At 39.6% G+C, this 24,205-nt stretch carries 20 protein-coding genes; 5 read left to right on the forward strand and 15 right to left on the reverse strand.

The annotated features are described in order from the left end of the window. Positions 1 to 177: 177 nt before the first annotated feature. Genes LV92_RS09870 through LV92_RS09880 form a run of 3 tightly spaced genes read right to left on the reverse strand, consistent with a single transcriptional unit; the run spans position 178 to position 3,372 of the window. Complete coding sequence (locus LV92_RS09870; RefSeq protein WP_111623465.1) at positions 178 to 1,395, reverse strand: ABC transporter permease; 1,218 nt, start codon at positions 1,393 to 1,395, stop codon at positions 178 to 180. A 9-nt stretch (positions 1,396 to 1,404) separates the two neighbouring features. After that, positions 1,405 to 2,148, reverse strand: a complete 744-nt coding sequence (locus LV92_RS09875) for an ABC transporter ATP-binding protein (protein WP_111623466.1) — start codon at positions 2,146 to 2,148, stop codon at positions 1,405 to 1,407. A gap of 6 nt (positions 2,149 to 2,154) precedes the next feature. After that, complete coding sequence (locus tag LV92_RS09880; protein WP_111623467.1) at positions 2,155 to 3,372, reverse strand: efflux RND transporter periplasmic adaptor subunit; 1,218 nt, start codon at positions 3,370 to 3,372, stop codon at positions 2,155 to 2,157. Between the two features lie 175 nt (positions 3,373 to 3,547). Here LV92_RS09880 and LV92_RS21885 point away from each other — a divergent pair, with 175 nt between their 5' ends. Together LV92_RS21885 and LV92_RS22170 are read left to right on the forward strand one after the other, a co-directional pair. Further along, complete coding sequence (locus LV92_RS21885) at positions 3,548 to 3,778, forward strand: hypothetical protein (RefSeq protein ID WP_211322955.1); 231 nt, start codon at positions 3,548 to 3,550, stop codon at positions 3,776 to 3,778. After that, positions 3,730 to 3,951, forward strand: coding sequence for an FAD-dependent oxidoreductase (locus LV92_RS22170; protein ID WP_211322956.1), 222 nt, complete (start codon positions 3,730 to 3,732; stop codon positions 3,949 to 3,951). The genes LV92_RS21885 and LV92_RS22170 overlap by 49 nt, the downstream gene beginning before the upstream one ends. Here LV92_RS22170 and LV92_RS09890 read toward each other — a convergent pair. From LV92_RS09890 to LV92_RS09925, 7 genes are all read right to left on the reverse strand, one after another. After that, on the reverse strand, positions 3,935 to 4,579 hold the full coding sequence (locus tag LV92_RS09890; protein WP_111623468.1) for an SDR family oxidoreductase: 645 nt from the start codon (positions 4,577 to 4,579) through the stop codon (positions 3,935 to 3,937). The genes LV92_RS22170 and LV92_RS09890 overlap by 17 nt on opposite strands. A gap of 23 nt (positions 4,580 to 4,602) precedes the next feature. Beyond that, positions 4,603 to 5,022 (reverse strand): hypothetical protein, encoded by a 420-nt coding sequence (locus LV92_RS09895; protein WP_111623469.1) that lies wholly within the window; start codon positions 5,020 to 5,022, stop codon positions 4,603 to 4,605. Positions 5,023 to 5,377: 355 nt separating this feature from the next. Beyond that, positions 5,378 to 7,111, reverse strand: coding sequence for a helix-turn-helix domain-containing protein (locus LV92_RS09900; RefSeq protein WP_111623470.1), 1,734 nt, complete (start codon positions 7,109 to 7,111; stop codon positions 5,378 to 5,380). Positions 7,112 to 7,685: 574 nt separating this feature from the next. Further along, the gene (locus LV92_RS09905) at positions 7,686 to 8,957 is read right to left on the reverse strand and encodes an aryl-sulfate sulfotransferase (protein WP_211322957.1); all 1,272 of its coding nucleotides are present in this window, start codon (positions 8,955 to 8,957) and stop codon (positions 7,686 to 7,688) included. Between the two features lie 358 nt (positions 8,958 to 9,315). Further along, a complete protein-coding gene (locus tag LV92_RS09910) occupies positions 9,316 to 11,520 on the reverse strand; it encodes a hypothetical protein (RefSeq protein WP_111623472.1) in 2,205 nt (734 codons plus the stop codon). 408 nt (positions 11,521 to 11,928) lie between these two features. Next, entirely contained in the window at positions 11,929 to 12,435 is a 507-nt protein-coding gene (locus tag LV92_RS09920) for a hydrolase (protein ID WP_111623474.1), read from the reverse strand. 359 nt (positions 12,436 to 12,794) lie between these two features. Next, on the reverse strand, positions 12,795 to 13,376 hold the full coding sequence (locus LV92_RS09925; protein ID WP_111623475.1) for a DUF6515 family protein: 582 nt from the start codon (positions 13,374 to 13,376) through the stop codon (positions 12,795 to 12,797). 310 nt (positions 13,377 to 13,686) lie between these two features. Here LV92_RS09925 and LV92_RS09930 point away from each other — a divergent pair, with 310 nt between their 5' ends. Beyond that, entirely contained in the window at positions 13,687 to 15,714 is a 2,028-nt protein-coding gene (locus tag LV92_RS09930; RefSeq protein WP_111623628.1) for an NADPH-dependent 2,4-dienoyl-CoA reductase, read from the forward strand. 237 nt (positions 15,715 to 15,951) lie between these two features. Here the strand turns inward: LV92_RS09930 and LV92_RS21895 are convergent, their stop codons facing one another. Beyond that, positions 15,952 to 16,743, reverse strand: coding sequence for a hypothetical protein (locus LV92_RS21895; protein WP_111623476.1), 792 nt, complete (start codon positions 16,741 to 16,743; stop codon positions 15,952 to 15,954). A gap of 352 nt (positions 16,744 to 17,095) precedes the next feature. Between LV92_RS21895 and LV92_RS09940 the strand changes: the two genes are divergently transcribed. Both LV92_RS09940 and LV92_RS09945 read left to right on the forward strand, forming a co-directional pair. Next, positions 17,096 to 17,956, forward strand: coding sequence for a sigma-70 family RNA polymerase sigma factor (locus LV92_RS09940; protein WP_111623477.1), 861 nt, complete (start codon positions 17,096 to 17,098; stop codon positions 17,954 to 17,956). A 251-nt stretch (positions 17,957 to 18,207) separates the two neighbouring features. Next, positions 18,208 to 18,429 carry a hypothetical protein gene (locus tag LV92_RS09945; protein WP_111623478.1) on the forward strand — a complete coding sequence of 74 codons (222 nt, stop codon included), beginning with the start codon at positions 18,208 to 18,210 and terminating at the stop codon, positions 18,427 to 18,429. Between the two features lie 18 nt (positions 18,430 to 18,447). Here LV92_RS09945 and LV92_RS09950 read toward each other — a convergent pair whose 3' ends face one another. The 4 genes from LV92_RS09950 to LV92_RS09965 form a co-directional block, all read right to left on the reverse strand. Then, positions 18,448 to 19,743, reverse strand: a complete 1,296-nt coding sequence (locus tag LV92_RS09950; protein WP_245946324.1) for a transglutaminase-like domain-containing protein — start codon at positions 19,741 to 19,743, stop codon at positions 18,448 to 18,450. A 263-nt stretch (positions 19,744 to 20,006) separates the two neighbouring features. Next, positions 20,007 to 21,062: an NAD(P)-dependent alcohol dehydrogenase gene (locus LV92_RS09955; protein WP_111623480.1), complete on the reverse strand. Its 1,056-nt coding sequence runs from the start codon at positions 21,060 to 21,062 to the stop codon at positions 20,007 to 20,009. A 126-nt stretch (positions 21,063 to 21,188) separates the two neighbouring features. Next, positions 21,189 to 23,216 (reverse strand): M13 family metallopeptidase, encoded by a 2,028-nt coding sequence (locus tag LV92_RS09960; protein WP_111623481.1) that lies wholly within the window; start codon positions 23,214 to 23,216, stop codon positions 21,189 to 21,191. Between the two features lie 337 nt (positions 23,217 to 23,553). Next, positions 23,554 to 24,150, reverse strand: coding sequence for a DUF6515 family protein (locus LV92_RS09965; protein WP_111623629.1), 597 nt, complete (start codon positions 24,148 to 24,150; stop codon positions 23,554 to 23,556). Positions 24,151 to 24,205: the final 55 nt, after the last annotated feature.

Consider the following 24,205-nt stretch of genomic DNA (forward strand, 5'->3'; position numbering starts at 1 on the left):
GGGCAGGCCCGCCCGTACCGAAACGGATACCTGCCCGAAGGTCATGGCGGGCGTTCGGGCGGGCATTTATTCATAGCTAGTTATTTTAAATTAAAGAATTCATGCACCTCACGAAAAAGCTCGGTGTCCCTCCCCTTCTGCCCATTCGAAATGCCTATAAACCTACCAATAAAGTCCCTACTCGTACCGCAAGGCATCTATAGGGTTTAATCTGGCAGCTTTTCTGGCAGGGAAATAACCAAAAACAATACCTACCAATACCGAAAAACCAAAGCCTATGAGAATGGAGTCCATAGCGGTAGGTATATAAAAATTGGTAGTCTTATAAATAATTTGATTACCAAGAATTCCCAGCATAATCCCTAAAATACCTCCGGCAAGACTCAGTACGATGGCCTCTATCAAAAATTGGGTCAAAATATCGCTTTCCCGCGCCCCAATGGCCAGTCGGGTGCCAATTTCCCGGGTACGTTCGGTTACCGAAACCAGCATAATATTCATTATACCAATGCCTCCCACAATAAGGGATATACTGGCTATAGCCCCTAAAATAAGGGTCAAAATTCCTGTTACGTTACCGGTTATTTCTTGGAGCTCCACTTGGGTCATAATTTCAAAATCGTCCTCCTCCCCTTCCAAGATACGGTGCGTTTCCCGTAAAAGTTCAGTAGCCTCTATTTCCGCATCTTGTATATGGTCTTCGCTCAAGGCACTGGCCATAATCATATTGTAGCCCCTGCGCCTACCGTACAACCTATTCTGTATGGTGGTGTAGGGCGCAATAAGCATATCGTCCTGATCCTGGCCCATTGTACCCTTGCCTTCCTCCTTTAAGATACCAACAATAGTGAAGGGAACCTTATCTATTCTAATTTGTCGTCCTACTGGATCTGCGCTTGAAAATAGTTCTTTCTTTATAGTTTCACCTATGACACAGACCTTACGGGCCGTTTTCACATCTTCTTCGGTAAAACCATCACCTGAAACTATTTCCCTATTTAGGATATCAAAGTAATCCGAGGAAACTCCATAAATGGTGGTAGATTTATTGCCCTGTGGACCAATAGCCCTTACTCCATTTGCTACCAATGGCGACAGTTTTGGCATCCAAACGGAGTTCTTTTGTAACATAAGCAGGTCTTTTTCATCTATAGGCCTGCCCATTCTAACATCCATACCCCCTCTGTGTTCCGTTTTGGTACTGATCATTAATAAATTGGTACCCAAACCAGAAATCTGACTTTGTACTTCCTGTGTGGCGCCCTGACCTGCGGAAATGGTCATAATCACCGCGGCAACACCAATAATGATGCCCAAGGCCGTAAGTAAACTTCGGGTCCTATTCTTGTAAATAGCTTGAAAAGCCACCTTAAATGTTTTAAGGAATTGTTTCATACTTTCCTATTAAGTGATTAATTCCAAGGCTTTTAAGGCCGATTCTTTGGTACTTCTGTTTTTTATAAGCTCGTCCGTAAGCACACGACCATCCCTTAAATAAATCATCCGTTTCGCGAACTGGGCAATTTCGGGTTCATGGGTAATCATTAAAATGGTTTTGCCCTCATTATTTAATCTCACAAACAAATCCGCTATGTCTATGCTTGTTCTACTATCAAGGTTTCCGGTAGCTTCATCAGACAAAATAAGCGCTGGGTCATTGATGAGGGCCCTGGCAATGGCGACCCGTTGTTGTTGTCCTCCAGAAAGCTCATTGGTCTTATGGTAAATACGGTCTTCCAGACCAACTTGTTCCAATGCTTTTTTTGCGAGTTCCTTGGAATTGGTAAACCTGCCCGTTCTATCGTACACCAAGGGTAACTCTACATTCTCCAGTGCCGTGGTGCGCGACAGTAAATTGTAGCTTTGAAAAATGAAGCCTATTTTTTGATTTCGAATATCTGCCAATTGGTTCTTGTTCAATTTATTTACATGCACTCCATCCAAATAATACTCGCCGGAAGAAGGCTTGTCCAGGCACCCCAAAATATGCAGAAGGGTCGATTTTCCGGATCCGGAAGACCCCATAATGGCAACAAATTCACCTTCCTCGATAACCAAATCGATTTCCGTCAACGCATGTACCTCAATATCCCCATTTTTGAAGACGCGATTTAATTTTCTGGTTTCTATGACTTTTTTTAAGGGCATAATTCTCTATTTTTTAGATTTAATGCCATTAATGGCCTTGATTCCTTCCGATAGCGGAGAACCATCCAAAAATCCAATGACTTGGGACTGCATGCCTGTTTTTATACCTGTTTCAATAAAGTTGAAATCCAATTTCCCTGCAGTATCCCTGTAAAAAAAACCATTGATATTGCTCGGTAGACTTTTCTTGAAATTGGCAGGGGTAAATTGCTCCTCATTGTTAAGGGCATTTATAAAACCCTGTTGTAAGGAATCAGGAAGCATAATTTTCCCTTTTTGTTCCAAGATGGGCCTAATTTCATTGAGCATTTGTTCATTGGGCCTAAAACGCAGGGCCGAATTATTGATCAGCAAAACATCTTTGGCAGATTGGGTTATAAACTCGAGACTTGCGGTCATTCCCGGAAGTAAACGCCCTTCGTGATTATCAACATCTACAATCACCTGGTAGTTTACGACATTGTTTAGCTGAATAGGCTGTAATCTGATCTGACTTACTTTCCCATAAAACACTTTTTCAGGATAGGTCTGTACCGTAAAACGCACTTGGAGACCATTGCTTATATACCCTATATCACTCTCATCCACATCTGCCAAGATTTGCATTTTTTTTAAGTCTTCAGCAATGACGAACATTTTTGGGGTAGCAAAGGAGGCCGCCACCGTTTGACCCTCCTCAACACTCCGTTCCGTTACTGTCCCTTTAATAGGCGATTTTATATGTGCATATTCTATACTGACCTTAATATTCTTAACAGCAGCCAATGATGCCTCTTTGGCGCTTAATGCTTGTTCATAGCTATATTGGGAATCCTTATATTCCTGTTCCGATATGACCGATTTTTTAAATAACACCTGATTCCTATTGTAGGTATCTCGGACTTGATTTAATTGGGCTTGGGCAACGGCCAAATTTGCTTGGGCACTTATAAGGTTGGTCTGCAATAGATTTAAGTCCATTTCTGCCAAAAGCTGCCCCGCTGTGACCTCATCGTTATAGTCCACATAGATTTTTTTAATGGTACCCGATATTTGTGTTCCTATTTCTACGGTATTGATGGCTTCCAATGCTCCGGTACTGGAAACTACTGCTTCAATCTGCCCTTTTTCCAAGGGGATGTAAGTGTACTCCAGGTTTTTTGCATCCAATTTTGGCTTCATTATAAAGTAGCCGACTACCGCTATTGTTAAAATCCCTGGAATGATCCATTTTAATTGCTTCATAATTGATCCTTTTTCCTGTCTTATGAATTAGAAAGGAATAAAAGTAGTTTGGATCGCCAACAATACATATGATATTCATCAGGAGAACTGCCACTACTTGAGGAAACAGATGCCTAAACCTTATAAAAGTTCGTATATTCAATACTACCAAAATAATCTTCTAAACCCTTATTGTATGAGCCATCTGAAAAGAAGAACCTTTATGAAAAATGTGGTCACAGCAGGAGTTGGTGCCACAGTTCTACCTATTAATTCATTAACGGCGAATGATATGCGCGAAAAGTTAGGGTCCGATTGGCCAAAACCCGCTACAGCTTCAAAAAAAATAATTATCGGGGGTACAGGTATTGGGGGTCTGTGCTGTGCCTACGAACTTATGAAAAGGGACATGAGGTTCTTGTTTTAGAGGCATCCGTTAGACATGGCGGACATGTATATACCACACGGGATGAATTGTCGGACGGACTTTATGGGGATTTTGGGCAGGATCACATTGTTAAACCTGGTTATGAAAGATATTGGGAATACCTGAAGGAATTCAACATTACGGTCCTGCCCTACCCTAGGACAAAAATTTAAGACTCAGAACATCGGGGCCTCCAATGGTCAATTCCTTATTGTAATCATCCAAGGTAGCTACAATGGCCCTTGCAAGGTCCGCGCCATGAATAGGATTGAATTTTTGATTGCCAGATCCAAACAAAAACACACGACCCGATTTGGCCATATGTAAAAAGTGGCCCAAATCTGAAAAGAAACCGTTTGGCCACACTATGGTATAGTTGAGCCCAGAAGATTTTAAAGCAGCGACAAACTTCTCTTTGGCTTCAAAAATCTTTAAATCCTGATAATTGTCGCCATTAATGGCAGAAACGTATACAAAGTGTGCTACACCACTTTTTTTGGCTTCTTCGAGCAAATTCATATTGGCCCTATAATCTACATCCATATAGGTTAGACCATCTTTTTGTTTTGTAATGCCGACCGTGGATATTACCGTGTTTATTCCTTTACAAATGTCTCGTAATGTTTCAGGCTTTGTGACCTCGGCCTGTTTTATCTCCAAATAGTTTTCATTACTATTTTGCAACTTATCAGGATTGCGTACAATAGCGATTACCTGATTTTTTTTCTCTAGCAGTTCATTTAATATATAATTGCCCAAATAGCCTGTGGCGCCCGCTAATAATATGTTGGTATCTTTCATTTAGGTAAATTTATTACGCCGGTTTAGTTGAACTTTCTTTTAAGAATATAGCGGGTAATAAAAATACCGTTGTCATCGTTTTTCCCCGCATCGCTTTCTACGGCACTGGTTATGAACATCAGGTCCCAACCTTCGGAAAGCATTTCGGTTAATTTTGAAGAAATTAAGGCATCATTGGCGGCTATATTTTGAAACCGGATTCCGCCTAGGTTATAAAAGTTCAATAATTTCGTTTCTTCAAAATTTTTAAGTCTAATATCTTTTCTTTTCGATTTGTTTCTGGTATTGTTTTCTTCTGTTCGACTAGAGGTAAATTGTTTGTAATCCCTTTCGTCGTTTGACGAAATTAAACGTGATCGTCCCAGCCCGCTCGGAATGATAGATTCTACACTTGTAATGACCTTGATCTCAAATACTTGTTTCGATGTTTCTTGCCCATACATATGTACTACTGACAATGTAAGTAATGTGACTATTGACGCTAACTTTTTCATATGTTTATTGATTAAATGGTCGTTTTCTATTGTTAATTAAATTCTTTCGTTAATAATTGACGGATAATGGTATTGCGTTGCGAGCCTGTATCGTCTTGCCGATTGCTCAGCAATACAATTGTGGTATCGAGTGCTGGCACAAAGCCAATCAAAGCTATTTAGAATATTCCCTAAATAAGTTTTGGGCCCTAAAATGGATGCATTCATAATTGATCGTTTTTTGATTATTAATTTTGCAGCAAAGATTCACCGGATTATTAGGTAAATCGTTCTAAATTATAATCTGAAACGAAATAGGCGAGATTTACAATGAGTTGGCTTTCATCCAAGCCCTAGGGGTTACCCCTTCTATTTTTTTAAAATAGGTGTTGAATACGGTTTTAGAATTGAAACCACTATCATAAGCCAACCCAAGGATGGTAAGGTGAGAATTATTAGCATCGAGTGCTATTAATTTAAAGTGTTTGAGGCGATAAGAATTAACAAAGTCGTTAAAATTAACATCAAACGCCTGATTGATCAGAAATGATATTTTATTGTTGTTCAGCTCCAAAACCTGAGCAACGACATTTAAGTTTAATTGTGGATTTAAAAAAGGTTCTTCTTCCTTAAAATAGGAAAGTAATTTGCCTTTTAGTTTCTTTATTTGGTCTTTATCCAAAACATTTGCTGTTGCTTTCTCTTCATCTTTCTTGGTAGATGTGATATCCGTAGACGATAAATTTGACCAGTGCAGATCTGTGAAACCATTTATTTTATGCAGGGGCCTCAAGAATGGTTCTTGCCTATAGTTAATGATTTGACCGCGTCTTTGGTCGATCATTTCCTTTAAGAGAGAAAAGGCCGTCGCCGTTTGATGTGAGTTGGCCAAAATAAACACGTCATAAGGTACCAGCATGGTTTTATCTTTACTGAGACTAGACCATTTTTCAATAATTTGATGGGGAACGTCAATATGCTTTTCGTTAACAAGTCTGAACAATAGATTTTTCTCTTCTATTAATGAGGTGTTGCATATAAATTCTTGAAACTGCTGTTTTTTGTTCAGCCATATTAAACAAAAGCATTTTAAATGATGCGCTAATTCTAGTTCAGGGTTAAGTGCTAACGCGTAATCGATATTTTCAAGGGCTTTGTCAAATAGGCCTTGAAAATAGTGAATATGGGCCAATGTGTAATGATTGTTTGCAGAAAGCGGATCTACCTCTAAAAGTTTGTTTGCATATCGTAAGGCCATGTCAAAAAAACCAAGCGCTATGAACAACTCTGTTAAGGCTTCTAAACCATCAACATGATTGGGGTTAATGGCCAAGACTTTCTTAATATGAATGTAGGCACTCTTAAAATCCCATTCTTCCCAAAAAAACTTTCCGACATAAGACAAAGGATATTCAGGTAAAGAGGCGTCTAATTCTTTTGCCATAAGCAAATTGTCTATGGCCGACTCCATTGCTTCTTCATAAGGAATATAACCCCACATTGCCGATAACCCATAGCATTGTAAATTGGCATAATAGGCCTTGGCGTAATTTTTATCCAATGCAATGGCCTTGTTATAGTAGTGTATGGCCTGGCTAAGGCCCTCTGGTGTCCATTTCAATTGAAAAGAACGTCCTTTCAAATACATTTGATAGGCATCTACGCTGCTTGTTGGCTGTTCTATTAAATGCTCTTGAATTTCAAAATGCCCAAAATTGTTTCGAACTTCTTCGGCTATTGCTAAACTAATTTCATCTTCTAAATCAAAAATATCCATTAATTGCCTATCAAATTTTTTAGACCAATAGTGAGTACCATCTTCAACGTCTATTAATTGGGCCGTAATCCTAACCCTTTCCCGGGATTTCTTAATGCTTCCTTCAAGAATTGTGCTTACCCCTAGTTGCCCCCCAATTTTTCTGATATCTATATCTTTTCCCTTAAAGGCAAATGATGAGGTTCTGGCAATAACCTTAAGTTTGTCAATTTTTGTTAGTGCGTTTATAATTTCTTCAGTGATTCCGTCACAGAAATATTCGTTGTCAATATCATTGCTCATATTAACAAATGGTAAAACTGCTATTGATTTTTGATTGTTCAAAGTGTTGATTTGCTAAAACAAATCTATAAAATTAAATCCTTAAAATTAATTGCACAAAGAACCCACTCCACACACCTGTCTGATGAACAGGCAGGCCCGCCCGTACCGAATAGGGATACTGGAATTAAAAATTGAAGCAAATAGATGTGAATACCTCTACGAAAATTTAAGGTTTTAATGTCCCGAGTATATAATTACTCTTCTGAATTCATTCTTTCTAAAATTGTTGCAATAATAGGTATTTACCATATACATGATAAAAATATACTTAATTTAAGGGTATCCATTTTTATCGTTTGTATCTTTTTTGATCAAAAGACAAGGTATAGCACAAACTTAAGCTGCTCGGTTGATCCTGTCTTTGGTCGTACAAATTGAAAGAACATTGCCAATAGTAATATTGAGAACATTTATTTTCTATTTATCGCATATATAAAGGCCGTCCTAATGGATTACCTTATAAAATAAAAGCTCCAACCCAGCAGCCAGAGCTTTTACAACATCAACCAAATGAAAAACTATTTATTCTTATTTAAAGGCCTAATGCCTTAATGGCCGGATCATCCACAGGGAAATTATAAGCCCTCCACGGCCTGTTATAATCGTTGTTTTGCCAAAGCACCTCTCCACTAGCGCTTACCTCCCATAGGGTTCCTGTCCCTTCAGAAATCAGGGTATTACCATTGCTCATTCGCACACCACTGCCTAGTCCGTTGCTGTACAAATCGGAATCCGTAAATTCCCAAGTAACCGATGGCTCATTATCCTGCCCGGCAACCAATAAGTAAGGAGGGTTTAATTCATACTCCACAACCGCAGATTGCCCATTATACTTATTATTGGCAAATACCAACATCTTATTTCCGTCAAAAAGATTGGGGTAATGTACCCTGTTCAAGGTTACTTCACCTACGTTGTCATAGGCCAAAGGGTTTCCAAAACGATAGACCAAATCCCCGCCCAAGCCGTAATTACCACCCACGCTTGTTGCCGCTTCCTGGGAAGTGGTACTGTGGTCTATGACCCAGACTTCACTATAAAAATTTACCGTAACGTATATTAGATCATTGGTTTCATCCAAGGTGATGCCGTTAAAGTGGGTGATATCGCCATCGGTCTGATCGTTGTTGTAGTTGATATCAATTTTATTCGGATTATCCGCCACTACGCCGTAGTTTGCTTTGCTACTGTCATAATCCTGTACAATATGATCTGTGGTATGCCATTCCCATACCACCTCTTGGGTAAGGGGATTCATTTCTATTATGGCATCTGGATAGATATCAAAATTGCCCGAAAATCCCATGTCAGCAGCTTCACTGGAACTTACTTCTTCCCAGACCGGAAAAATAATATTTCCATTGGATAGGTAATTAACGTCATGGTGGGCTATATAACTAGAACTGGAGTAGCTTACCTCCCACTCTATAGTCTGGTCCGCATTAATCTTTCTAAACTGACCGCCATAGCCACCAAAATCAATAGACGGATTATTGACCTTTATGGTAGTTACCAAACTACCATCGCTATATAATTTTGCATCGTTGCCCAAATTATCACCATCCATATCCCACTCGAACAAGGTATCCCCCTCGTGGTCTATTAAAAATACCCCGTCATCAGGAGCCACTGCCAAAATGTAAGAATCCAAATTAATACCACTACTGTCATCTCCTGTGGTTTCGCTGTCACTAGTTTCCTCTGTGAGATTTACGGCTTCCGTATCATCACTACTGCAAGCGGTTAGGGCAAGTGCTGCAATACAAAGTGGTATAAATCTCATTTTAAATCCTGATCTTCTCATTTCTTACTGTTTTTAGATGTTATCATTGTTTTAGAAAGTACAACTAGTTCCTAGTTGAGTTTAGACATTAGATACCATACTATACCTGAAGTTTAAATGGGCATGTGGATTATCAGCGAATGATACCGAAGTTTCAGTAAATGGATAGTTTTTATCAGCGAAATAGTACCATCTCTTTGTTGCACAAGGTCAATGGTATTTTTTAAGATCTTCATAAACCTCGCAAATATGGCTAGATTGCTTTGGGTAAAGACATTTAGTTTAACTAGGCCCCGGATCTCCTTATATCCAACATTTTACACAAAAAAAAAGGGAAGACCAATGGTCTTCCCTTTTTTCTAAAGTATTAATCCCTTTCTTAGTCAGCCTGCGGTGCACTAATGGCTTCCACATATCTGCCCGCCCAATAGGGCAACAAATAGATATAGGGGGCGTATTCCCGTTTACCATCACTTCCGCCATTGTTCCTATAAGCCCCATTGTGCAAATGAAGCGTTCTCTCATCACCGGGCAACACCTCTGTATATGTCTGGCTTCGGAAATTAGGTGCTATTTTAGTTAGGTCCTTTCTATGGTCATTATCAATTTTCCAATCGATTAGATCCATTGGAAACTCGCGCAACCACCAGGCGGATTCTTCACTATCTATATTTTTCCCTCCGGAAAGTGCAAAAAGATAATTCCATAAGGGATTTTTTTCAGAGCGTTCTACCTCCCAATGACTTTTTACCGTATTAAAATGTGCTTCTTTTTGTTCATCCGAAAAGGAATAATTAACAAATCCGGGAATGGTCAAAAAATACATTTCATCATCGGAATGGTTCCATTTATTGCTTAAGTCCTCTCCTTCTACAAAACCTATGACCGTAGCTGGGCGGTTGGCATTTTCATCGTATCCATATTTTTTTATCAGCTTTTCGGCCCCCTTCTTGTATTTTTTGTCTTTTGTAAAATGATAGGCGGTTTGAAGGAAAGACAGAATAAGGGTTGAATTCAGTCGACGATCCCCCACATTGATAGGAAAGCTATTTACATATTCTGGATTCCATTTTCCCCATGCGGTCGGCTTTCCATTCCAGTCCATTAAATACCAATCGTTATCCATAATATGGTCCATCTCAATTTTTATTTGATGTATGGCCCTGTCCCGCCATTCCTTATCGGGTGCCAATTCGGCAAATAGTGCGTACACGAAAAAATGCGCACAAGATTCATCGCTGCTGGTGGTAGACTTCCATCGCCACAGTTCATCCTCCGACAACTGCCATATCCGTCCGTTTTCTTTCTCCCATTGCTGTCTCCACTCTTCAGAAAATCCGTTGGCGTGTAGCCCAACTTCATAACCATCCCTTTCAAAAGATCTTGCAGGAAACCCTTTTAGATCGGGAAGTGCCGTTAACCTCTCCATGGCCTCAAAGGCTTCATAGGCGTTTTGCTTGGCATCTTCGGATTTGGTTACCGCATACCTAAACAACTCCCCTGCCAGGTACATCGAAGTCCATAGTCCATCATTATCCGTATCGTGAAAATAGCCCGTGGAAAGATCTCCCAGGGTTCTCATGGCCAGATCGGAGGTAAAACCGTACCGTATATGTCGCAACCTTTGAATTTCTTGGAAATATTCCGCCTTTTGCTCCAGTGTCATAGGTAAAAAATCGATTTTGCTTATCCCTTTTTGGGTCAAGACCAGAACACTCTTGTCCGGTCCCTCTGCCATGTCTACCACCTGATCGTCTAACAACCATCGCTTTGAGGCGTAATAATCGTATTTGCCATCTTCACGTAGTTTAAATGCTCCTTTGGTGGACCCTAACCATAGACTGCCGCGAATATTCTTTACACTGGTAATTTCTGTCCAAGGTAGTTTTTGATCCAGTTTGTTTAAGGCAAATGTTTTACGGTCCAAAATCTGAATACCATTGGTAGTACCCAGAACAATGGTGTCTTCAAACAAACTGAATGCCGTTAAATTATTGCCATCAAATACCTTTTTTGACGTCTTTAAACTACCATCCACTTGGTAGAGTCCTTCTGCCGTTAAAAGTAAAAACTGACCGGAATTTGGGTCGTATTGGACGGATATCGGATTTAGCTTGTTAATGGAAGACCTCCAAACCTCTTGTTTGTTATTAAAAATAACAAAATCGTTTTCTCCTGCTATCAAGGTCAAAAAATCGGGACCTATGCCCATCGCTCTAGGAGCCTTTATACTATGGTTAATATATAACTTGCCCGCCCAAGCATTACTTAAAACCGCCTTATCCGTCAAATAAACAAATTGACCTTGGTATTCGGTTAAGGCCACAAGATTCATATCGAGCAAAGGTCGATATTGTACATCTTGTCGAAGATTTTTTTCATGTGGAAGCATGAGTCCTTGACTGCTAAGGACTTTAATAGCCTTATTTCTATCACTCCCAACTTGAAGCAAATTCACATTCTCCTCTCCCTCTTTCAAGGAGAATTTATTAGCCCTATCCTGAAGAAACGGCTTATCGGCGACCGTTTGTGCCTTGGTTGCAAAACCCACTAGTAAACAAAAACCTAAGAATAATTTTTTCATTTTATATATCAATTGAAGAATCTATAAAAATAAATAGATGTTGGCGAAGTAGTATCACTATTCTTGATGAATACCTATAGAATTTTAACCTATAGGGTTTTTGATTATTAGAAAATTGAAATGAAAGTTTAACGTTAGATGGAGAATATCTTAAAAAAGGAAACAAAGCAGCTTAATCCAAATTATATAAGCATATATTGGATTGAGTATGTTTACTCTGAAAATCGTCATCCTGAAACTATTGATTTTGATTATTGGGATTTTGCTTTAAGCATTAAAGGTCTATCAGAAAGTAGGCTAATATTCTATGTATTTAAATGGAACATGCCGTAGGGGCTAAAATAGAATCACCTTAGGCAAACAACAACGACTAGCTTAATTTGAATATTCAATACCTCATACCGACGATTAGTTGTCAATTTCAGCAAACAGCACCATATAGTTGTGTCCTTTTTCCTGAACACATTTAGGACAATAGGCATAATGCACAAAATACCTCTTGGCCTTTTTATTTTTACTGCCCAAATAGACATCCATTTCCTTCATAAACTTTGGTAGGGCATTATAGTCCCCATCGAACACCTTGCTCATGAATGTTCCTGTAAGGGAAGTGTTTTTTGCTTCGGGCACCTTAGCCATTACGGATAAATATATTTCAGATTTAAACGGATGCGGATCTGCGAACAGGACCAAAATATCTTCCTTGTTGGGATCTAGTTGATTGGAATCCTCGGCAATTTTGTTCATTCTAGTAATCTGCTTGCCGATCATTGGTGGAAAAGGAATATGAAAAAAAGTGGGTACAGATGCCTTGATAAATGGTTTGTTATCCCAGTTGAAGGTTTTTTCATCCCATTTTTCATTATTAAAGGTAGGGCAGCATTCCTCTACTTTTTGTGGAGCTACGGTTTTCATATTATTTTAATTTTATAGATCTATTTCAATTTTTAAAATCCCAAAGACTTTATTCCCCATGGCACTAACAGTATGTTGCCTACAGCTTGATATAAGATCCAACCTATATGCCAGTTCATTTTTGGGATTGATTGTTATATACAGATTAATATAGACCTAACACCAGTTATAGGCAATGATATACATCATACCGGAATAAACGTTTTAACTTGGAACTTCCCGCCTACTGTGGTCCCGTATAACAACTACGCCAACCTTGAAGATCAAAAAACAAAAACACCATATACCAAAACCAAAAAAGCGCTTACCATTGGATGATAAGCGCTTTTTAATTTTAGAAAGGCCGCTATTTCTACAACCTATTCCAAATCTATAATACCAACAACTTCATAAGCCCTAGTACCATCAACCTGTACTTTTTCATATAGAATATTGCCGTACTCGTAATAGGTCTGTCCATCTATGGTAACTCTTTCATAATCCTCCGGAAGTTCATAGATGATAGTCCCTATTTCCGGTTCTACCACTTCATATTCGTTTCCTATCTGTGTATAGAAAGTGCCTGCCACAGTAAAGTAGATATAATTATTAAAATGAATTCTGCGATAATTTGTAGGTAAGGTATTTATTCTAAATCCTATTTTGGGAGCGATTACAATGTATCTACCTCTGGAATAGGTATAAAATCTGTTATTGGAATAGTAATAATTTTGCCCTTGATATTTCACCACTTTTCTATTGGGTACGGTTCTTACAGAAACAACCTTTCTGGTCGGGGTTCTATAAACCACTCTTTTACTGGACACCCTATTTGGTGTTTTTTTAGTTACCGTTCTAGTTGTTTTGGTTGTGGTGCGCGTACGGGTCTGGGCCGTACCTACGTACATAAATCCTACAAGTAATATGGACAAGATGAAATATATTTTGCTATTTGTTTTCATAGGTCATAAATTTTAAAAGGTTAATCTTTAATTTATACTTTCACTCCTTTGACATATATTTTCAATTTTGGTTTAATCACTTTAAAGCCTATTTATGGATTATTGGACAAAATGTTGATTTCTTTCGACGAGGACATGAATTGTCCAGACAAAAATTGATTCTGTTGAATTCGCTACATTACTTTAAAGCTGTAACACTATCTTATGAAGAAAAGAATGCCCTACCTCTGCCCTATGCTTAAGTTGAGTTGGTACCAAAAAAACCGTAACTTACCAGTTATTATGCATGCATAGCAAAAACTATAAAAAAATGACCGAGTATAAACATATTTTTGAACCCTTAGATTTGGGATTTACAACTCTTAAGAACCGCATTCTAATGGGTTCCATGCATACAGGCCTGGAAGAGAAAAAAAATGGCATGGAAAAAATAGCGGCCTATTATGCCGAACGGGCAAAAGGTGGTGTTGGTTTGATAGTTTCCGGTGGCATTGCCCCGAACGTACAAGGTTGGACAGCGCCCTTTTCGGCACGCATGAGTACCAAAAAACACGCAAAACACCATAAAGTAATCACAGAGGCAGTGCATAGGGAAGGTGGTAAAATATGTATGCAAATTTTGCACTCCGGACGTTACGGCTATCATCCATTTGCCGTAGCTCCTTCGGCCATAAAATCGCCCATTACTCCCTTTAAGCCATTTAAACTAAAACCATCAGGCGTAAAACGTACGATCCGTGATTTTGTGAATTCTGCCAAATTAGCAAAATTAGCAGGTTATGACGGTGTTGAAATTATGGGATCGGAAGGTTATCTGATCAACCAATTTATTGCGGAGAGAACAAATAAACGCACCGACGATTATGGGGGATCCTACGAAAATAGAATGCGCTTACCCATAGCTTTGGTAAAACAGACCCGTGAAGCGGTGGGCAAGGAATTTATCATCATCTACCGCTTATCCATGTTGGATCTGGTGGAAAAAGGAAGCAGTTGGCAAGAAGTGGTGGCCTTGGGCAAGGAAATTGAAAAAGCCGGTGCCACTATTATAAATACCGGAATTGGTTGGCACGAAGCACGAATACCCACCATTGCAACATCTGTACCACGAGCTGCCTTTAGCTGGGTAACGAAAAAAATGAAGGAAGAACTTTCCATTCCCTTAATAACTTCCAATAGAATAAATATGCCGGAAACTGCAGAAAAAATATTAGCGGAAGGTCACGCAGATATGATTTCGATGGCCCGGCCATTTTTAGCCGATCCTGAATGGGTAAATAAGGCGGAAGCTAATCAGTCTGACGAAATAAATACCTGTATTGGCTGTAATCAAGCCTGTTTAGATCATGTATTCATTCAAAAAGTAGCCAGTTGTTTGGTGAATCCAAGGGCATGTCATGAAACCGAACTCAATTATCTTCCAGCAGACCAAAAGAAAAAAATTGCCGTTGTAGGCGCAGGTCCTGCAGGATTGGCTGCAGCAACCATAGCAGCACAACGGGGACATAATGTAACACTATTTGATGCCGACAAGGAAACTGGGGGACAATTTAACATGGCAAAACAAATTCCAGGGAAGGAAGAATTCTATGAAACCATTCGGTATTTTAATAAGCAATTGGAATTGCACCATGTAACCGTAAAATTAAATACGCGGGTAACTACCGAAGATTTAAAGAACAGCAATTTTGATGAGGTAATATTGGCCACAGGAATAAAACCAAGAACCCCAAAGATTGAAGGGATAGATCACCCCAAAGTGCTGAGCTATATAGATGTTTTAAAGTTAAAGAAGACTGTTGGCAAACGTGTTGCGGTAATTGGTGCAGGGGGAATTGGCTTTGATGTCTCCGAATATTTGGCACACGAAGGTGAAAGCACCGCTTTAAATATTGACGCCTGGTTAAAGGAATGGGGAATTGACAAAACCATTAAGGCCCGCAGCGGAATTGAAGGGGTACGGGCAGAAGTTCATCCCTCACCCAGGGAAATTTTTATGTTGAAGCGCAGCAAGGGGAAATTTGGCGGTGGTCTAGGCAAAACCACTGGTTGGATACATAGAACCAGCTTGAAAAACAAAAAAGTACAGTTCATTAACCAGGTGCAATACACCAAAATTGATGATGAAGGCTTGCATTATATTCAAAATGGAGCGCAAAAAGTGTTGGCAGTAGATAACGTTATCATTTGTGCAGGCCAATTGCCACTTAAGGACTTGTTGGAACCCTTGGAGGCTCAAGGTTTAAAGGTGCATGTAGTTGGAGGGGCGGATGTGGCAGCCGAGTTGGATGCCAAACGCGCTATAGATCAAGCCAGTAGGCTGGCGGCCATAATTTAATCCTTTAAATAGAAGCAACTTTTAATCTCAAGGTGTTCTGTTCTTTTTTGTATGGCCCCAAAAAGAACCAAGGCTGACCACAAAGCTCTGAGTACCTTGTCTAGCATAGCCTAAGCGGAGGACCTAATAATAAACGGCAATAAAACAGAATCCCCACCAAAAGGCGGGGTTCTTTTGTCTATTGCATTTCAATGCACCTATGGCCTTTTAAAATGCTGGCTTTATAATCTAAAGGAACTATTTGGTCAAATTTGCGCTAAACCAGAAGTCGATCGTTACTTCTTCGGGTCGTTGATCCTGCTGTGACGAACCGCCACCCTGACCGCCACCTTGGCCTCCCCTAGGGCCACCACCGCCTTGGCCTCCTCCTCTGGGACCACCACCTTGACCACCGCCTTGGCCTACACCTCCAAAGCTAATATTTGAACCTTTGTTTTCTGTATTCTTTTCCAATTTTGGGGTTACCACACCAATCGACATTTTTGAAAAATCAATACCGGCATCGGCTATGTTCTGTTTTGGCATCTTAAGTTCATATCGCAATATTTTACCTTCTTCGTCATAGTTGTAACTAATGGAGATACCCAATTTATTAAGATCTAAATGAAATTCTTCTTCGTAATCATTCTTGATATAATTGGCTTTTTTAGGCATTGCATCCAACATGACCAAAATATCCGGCCCTTTATGGTCATCGTCTTCTTTTGCACTGCAGTTGCCCCCATCTCTATCATTTCTTCCTTCTGATCTCTGTTGCTGTTCCGTTTCTAAAGGGTACTGAACGGACACTTTCTTTTTTTTCTTCCCCTTGACATCAAAATAAACATAGAATCCACGGCGCAACATAGCAAGCATAGTGGGCTGATCATCCGTACTAAGCTGTAGATAAATGTTTTCGGTATCCATAGAACTATTATATTCAATATGGTCTTCGGTATTTTCCTTTGGGGATTGAGCGTTACTTTTTACAAATGCAAACAAACCTATAACACAAAGCGATAGTCTAATCCTATTTAAAATAAACCTCATTGTTTTTGACTTCTATTTATTAGTATTGGGAACAAACCTAATGAATAACAAAAGGTGATTTTGCTACTTTCTGTGAATAGCGATTAGTTTGGAGTGTATGAGGGATTATTTCCTGTGAGTCTTCTTTTAGATCTTATCAGTGCACTAAAAACATTCCTAAACCTAAGTTCGATTCAAAAGGAAATTCAAATAACTCATTATCTACTAAAAATCGGTCGACTCACGTTTCTTAGCATTATTTAAGAGTAATTCGCATTTTGTTTAAAAAAAATTCAAAATAATTGCAATTTTATTAGGAATTATGCAAAAAATTGTTAAATTATAAGATGTAACTAATAATTAAATCAAATATATGAGGCAACTTAAGATCACTAAACAAATTACCAACAGAGACACCAGATCCTTAGAAAAGTATTTTCAAGAAATATCAAGAATTGAATTGATTACCCCAGATGAGGAGGTGGAATTGGCCAAAAGAATTCGTGAAGGAGATCAAATTGCCCTTAATAAATTAGTAAATGCCAATTTACGTTTTGTGGTTTCTGCCGCAAAACAATATCAAGGTAAGGGCTTACGCCTTTCCGATCTAATCAACGAAGGAAATATTGGCTTGGTCAAGGCAGCCCAACGTTTTGACGAAACCCGAGGTTTTAAATTTATTTCCTATGCCGTTTGGTGGATCAGACAATCTATCCTGCAAGCGATGTCCGAACATTCCCGTATGGTACGATTGCCCCTGAATAAAATTGGTGAAATTAGTAAGATAAACAAGGTGTTCTCTACCTTGGAACAGACTTTTCAGCGTCCCCCAAGCGCCGTGGAGATTGCCAGGGAGCTAGATATGAGTCCCACACAGGTGAAATTGGCAATCAAAAATTCGGGCAAGCATTTGTCTATGGACGCACCTTTTGAAGAAGGGGAATCTTCCAATTTATACAATGTTATAAAGTCGCAAGAATCCAATAGTCCAGATACCAAAATGATGAAAGACTCCCTTAGAACGGATATTGAAATGGTGTTAAAAACACTTCCCAGCAGGGAAAGTGAAATTATTCGTCTGTACTATGGCATTGGAGAACGAAACCCAATGAGCCTCAGCCAAATTGGCGAAATCTTTGATATCACCAGGGAACGTGTAAGGCAAATTAGGGCAAAAGCACTACGGATCCTTCAAAACAAATCCCGTAACCAAATATTAAAGGCTTATTTGTAAAAATATATAAGCCGCAGCATATAATTTAAAGCCGACTCTAACAAGTCGGCTTTATTTATTGTGCCCTCGCTCTAATTCTTGTTGCGCCCTATATTCCATGGCTTAAAACTGTATGCCCATTTTCTCAATTTTTTCAACACAATAATTATGAGTCTACTTATCAATTTTCGGTCAAAAATGGTTATCTTTAAGACAATCAATTATTTAGCATCCTTTTTACATAATTAATCAGTAATAAATCAATAGCTATTATGGGCCGATTAAAAGAACTAAAATACCTTACTTTGGTAATGCTCCTATTTGGTTTTGTTGCAACTGCTTCATTGAGCTCATGCAGGGAAACAAAAAAAGAGGACAAGACAGAACAACAGGCAGAACATCCTTCTGAAGAAGGGGAAGTACACGAAGAACACCCTACTAATGACGCTGACGAACATCCAAAAACAGAGGACGAACATCCAAAAAGCGAGTAAGGTACTAAGGGTTCTGTATTAGTAAAGATTTACTATATTTTTTGAGGTTTTTGGCTTAGCTTCCCTATAAAAAGAAAAAAATGTTTTAGGGAAGGCTGGGTTTTTTCCTATTTCCATAACTGGATATGCCAAAAAGTTGATCGTTCCCGCACGTGGGCCGGGTTCTATTTTAAGATCCCGTCCTCGGCTAAATTCGATTCGATTCGCTGGATGCCTACCAAAATAATAGGTTGCGAGAGCCGTGTATTTATTGGCTTCACTGATATCCACCGGCCACCATTTTCCCTCAGCGTAAAACTCTGCCCAACAGTGATAACCATCTATACCTCCTTCGTCTCGATCAGATGGTATAGCAGCCCCTACAGCAAATCGTGATGGTATTCCCGCAGATCTAGCCAGTGAAATAAACAAAGAATGGAATTCCGTACAGTTACCACTAAGCGCATCACAAGCGTAAACGGCATCGCCTGTACCGTATTTCCCCGCCTTTATGTAACGCATATTGTCTATTACATAATCGTACAGCGCACGTGCCTGCATGATACTACCTTCACTACTTTTTTGAGCTATAATGGAATCCGCAAGAATCTTAAAACGGTCCCCTACAGGCATCAATAAACTAGGGTTCAAATATCTTGTTGGGGAAGCATCTTCTTCATAGGGCTTTTTCTCTTGCCGAACTACATCGTAAACCAATTCCATTTTTTTTCCACTTTGTTCTGGCGAAAGTTCCATATATAATATAGAATTACCGAATTGTTTTTCCTCAAGTATCCGATGTTCCACGGGAGCCTCGATAGATTGCAGCGCAACAGTTTGAAAGCGATCACTCTGTGGTACGGGAATCCATATTCTTGCCGACTCCTCAATTTTTGGCAGGGTAACCTCATAATGAAATTCAAAACTATCTTCTCCCTCAATGACACCGAGTAAATCTGAAGATGCATTTAAAATTGGCATTCTATACCACGTCTTATCATCACGCTGTTTCCAGGTATAAAAGGGTTTGCCATTTAACTTGTGCAAGGTGGTTTCGGTAACGGTCATACTTCCTGGATCTCCGTCCAAGAAAAAATCCACATCATAGACATCTCCACTAATATCGGCCAGATCAACACATGCAAAATGCCGTTGAGGGCCCAAATTGGACAAGTATTCCGTATGTACCCGCACCAAATTTAGCCGCAGATCCCTGTCTTCTGTTGTCATGTTAAAATAACCGCCACCTTCTTCTACCTTTTTAGCAATATTGTCCTTAATGCCCGCCTCTATATCCGAGGTAACTACCTTGGGTATTTTTTTTACTGCCAGCATTTCCTCTTTTTTCTGTTTTGTGCCCGAATTGCAGGACATAAGTGCGCAAAAAAGCAATGTCAAAATAGTCCGAGAATCTTTCATGGTGGGATAACATAATGGTTTCTATGAATTTACAACAAATCCATGGTTCTTCCAATAAGGATCTAACTTTCCAATAGTGCTTGCTCAACTGATAAAAATCTTATTATGCACTTAGTGCACTCTCTATTCCGCAAGTGCTATGTATTAAAAAGGCCACTTCAAGTCGCCTTATATAGGAATTATTCCTTGAGCGATTTCATATCTATGACAAAACGATAGTGTACATCGCTCTTCAGCATACGCTCATAGGCAACATTGATATCTTGCATTTTAATGATCTCGATATCCGAAGTAATATTATGCTTTCCACAAAAGTCCAACAATTCCTGCGTTTCGGCAATTCCCCCAATTAAAGATCCTGCCACTGCCCTACGTCCCATAATCATAGGCACGGTTACCAGCATTGGATCCAGAGGTCCTAAATAACCAACAACTACCAAGGTGCCATTGGTTGATAAAGTACCAATGTACGGATTCAAATCATGTGCATAGGGAACCGTATCTATAATGAGATCAAAATGGTTCATAACGCTCTCCATCTGTTTTTCGTCCGTTGATATAACGACTTGGTGCGCGCCTAGATCCAAACCATCCTGAACCTTATTTGGACTTCTTGAAAACAAGGTAACATCCGCCCCAAGGGCATTGGCAAGTTTAATGGCCATATGACCCAAGCCGCCAAGACCGACTACAGCAACTTTACTCCCCTTACCAACCTTCCAATGTCTCAAAGGTGACCAAGTCGTGATGCCCGCGCACAATACCGGTGCAATACCTGCCTGATCCAAATTTTTGGGCACGCGCAGTACAAAATCTTCATCTACAACAATAGTCTCCGAATAACCGCCATGCGTAGGTGAGTCCAAATGTTTATCGTAACCGCCATAGGTGCCGACCCATTGTGGACAATATTGTTCCAAATCATCCTTACAATTACTACAGGTTCTACAGGAATCTACCAAACATCCCACTGCAACCAGGTCACCCACTTTATACTTTGAGGCACCAGACCCAACCTGGATTACCCTTCCTACAATTTCATGGCCGGGTACTACAGGATATTGTGTCATGCCCCAATCATTTCGCGCAAAATGCAAATCGGAATGACAGACACCACAAAAAAGAATATCGATCTCTACATCCTTTGCAGTTACCGATCTTCTGTTGATCTTTAATTGTTCCAAATCGGATTCAGCGGATTTTGTTCCGTATGCTTTAACAGTTTTTGCGCTCATGATATTTTTGTCTTAGAAGGATTGATTATTGTGTATTAAATATACAAAACATAACCACTCGGATCTGAAAATTAGCGGCTTACATTTATTTTGAATAACAATGGTTTTTCCATCACTTTTAGGTACCTACCATATCTTAATTCTTTCCTCCGCGGGTTTGAAATTACGATCCCCTGGCTCAACATTAAAAGCGTTATAAAATGGCGTAAAGTTCATTAATGGGCCATTTACGCGCCAAATGGGTGGCGAATGCGGGTCGGTCATCACATAATTGCGCAAGAATTCCTCGCGCATTTTTACCCGCCAAATATTGGCTAAGGAGAGAAAAAAACGTTGGTCTGGGGTATAGCCTCCAATTTTGGTAGAGTCCTGCCCCTGAGCGGTTAGCTTAAACGCATCATAGGCAATGGCAATCCCGGCGTTATCGGCCGTGTTTTCCCCAACCGTCAACGCCCCCTTTAAATGGATACTATCCAAAACCGTAAAGTCTGAATATTGATCAATAATTTTTTGGGTTCTGGCCTTGAACTGTGTATAATCGTCCTCGGTCCACCAATTGGCAACATTTCCATTTTTGTCATATTGTGCCCCTTGATCGTCAAAGGCATGGGTAAACTCATGACCTATTACCATTCCAATACCTCCGTAATTCACGGCATCATCCGCATACAGATCAAAATATGGAGGTTGTAATATACCGGCTGGAAACACAATTTCGTTCAACGCAGGGTTGTAATAAGCGGTTACCGTAGACGGGGTTGTATGCCACTCGTCCCGATTGGGGGCCTTATTAAGCAGCTTTAGTTCGTATTGATATTCATCTTGCTGCAAGGCCACCGCATTTTCAAAGAATTTATCCCGATCTATAGCCACATCATAGGTTTTCCACACATCCGGATAGCCTATTTTTTTGTTGATGGCATATAACTTGTCCTTGGCTTTTAGCTTGGTGCTATCGCTCATCCAATCTAGGTCGTCGATACGTTTCTCCAATACTTTCTGAAAATTATTCACCAGATCAAGGGCCCGCTTTTTGGCATCCTCCTTAAAGTAACGCTTTACATACAATTGTCCTAGGGCAAAGCCTATTTGGTCATCAACCCTACGTACCATTTGCTTTGCCCGCGATTGTTGTTGGGCCTGTCCGGACAATACTTTACTGTATTCAAAAGCAGCATCCCTAAAGGGTGTGCTTAAAATATTGGCATGTGAATCCACGGAGTGAGCTTTCAGGTACAATTTCCAATGGGCCAATGGTACCTTCGTCAGTAACTTGTTCAAGGTATCATAATAATTTGGCTGTGAGACATCCAAGGAATCTATCTCGGCTCCCAAATTTGTGAATAGTGCCTTCCAACCCAAGTTGGGATGTTTTTGGTCGAGTTCGGAAACGGACATTTTGTGATAGTTTTCTTTAATGACCCGTCGTTCTATACGTGTCTTGTGCGATTGTGCCAGTTGTTTTTCAATTTCGAATACGATAGCTGCCTGCGCTTCGGCATCCCTATCCCCTACCAATTTGAACAGTGAAGTCAGATAGGTTTTGTAAGCCTCCTGAATAGCTTTCACTGAAGCATCTTCCTGAAAGTAATAATCACGATCGGGCATTCCCAATCCGGACTGCGCAACATGTAAAATATTAAGGGAGCTATTCTCCTGATCTGGAGACACATAAGGCGCAACCATGGAATAATCCCCTGACTTGATCTGGATAGCTACAAAATCCGTCATACCGGAAATATCCTTAATGGCCTCTATTTGATCCAATATGGGTTGTATGGGTGTAATTCCTCTTGAATCTATACTAAGGGTATCCATCCCAGAGGCATAAAAATCGCCCACCTTTTGTTCAATACTTCCTTTGGGATGTTCTCGTTGGGACACTTCCTGCAAAACATTTTTAAGCAGTTCCTGCTGTGGAATATTTAAAAATCGATACGACCCTACTCCAACCTGGTCCTCTGCGATTACAGCTTTATCGAACCATTTTTTATTAACATGGTTAAAGAAATCATCCCCGGGTTTAATAGAATCTGAAATTCCATCAAAGACAACAGCCTTATTATCGGTTTGAAAATCCTTTTTATTGGAAGTCTCATTTTTACAGGAAATACATATCCAAAAAAACAAAGAGATATAACATAGCGTTTTCATAGCAGAACTGTTTTGTGCACTCTAAGATATGTTTTTCTTATGATTTGATTAGTAAAGGAAAGTTATAGATGACGACAAAACTTCTTAAGCCTAACAGTTGGTTTTGTTTAATCGGATGAAGCTCTTTGAATAGGTTTTTTAAAGCCTGTTATTTAAACGAAAGGTATTCCCTCTGCTAGAACCCAGATACCTCTCCTCCTTTTCTCCGAAAGCCTAAAGGAACATAGACAGGTGACAAAAGTGATCGATGTTGTTACTCCACTCCCACTAACGCACAAAAAAAGGAGGATAATAAATAATTACCCTCCCTTTCACTAAATAACTAATCTAACTATCTTTATTCCATTTCTATAATACCTACTACTCCATAGGCCCTAGTGCCATTTACTTGTATTTTCTCATAAAGGATGCTGGCATATTCATAATATTCCATTCCATCTATGGCTACTTTTTCATAATCTTCTGGAAGCTCATACACTATGGTGCCTATTTCTGGCTCTACCACTTCATATTCATTATTTGTTTGAACATAAAATACCCCCTGGGCATTATAATAATTGTAATTATTATAATTAACCCGCTTATAATTTGAAGGTAAGCTGTTTAACCTGAATCCTATTTTAGGAGCAATTACAATATACCTTCCCCTGGATTGTGTGTAATACTTGTTATTGGCATAGTAGTAATCCTGTCCACTATACTTAATAACTTTTTTATCGGGCACCGAACGCACTGAAACTACTTTTCGCATTGGAGTTTTATAGGTGACTTTTGTACTGGGCACTCTGTTATTAACCGTTTTTTTGAACGTTGCAGTCTTGGTAACACTGGTGGATCTGGAATTTGAGTTTCCAACCGATTGTCCTGAAGCTTCCGCCATAAAAGCAAGGGCAAGTAAAACTGATAAAATGTATATTCTGATAAATGCTTTCATAATCTCTAAGATTTTGGGTTCCAATTGTTGGTAATACGTAGTCATTGCAACGTAT

This window comes from Arenibacter echinorum (assembly GCF_003259375.1).
Classification (GTDB): Bacteria; Bacteroidota; Bacteroidia; order Flavobacteriales; family Flavobacteriaceae; genus Arenibacter; species Arenibacter echinorum.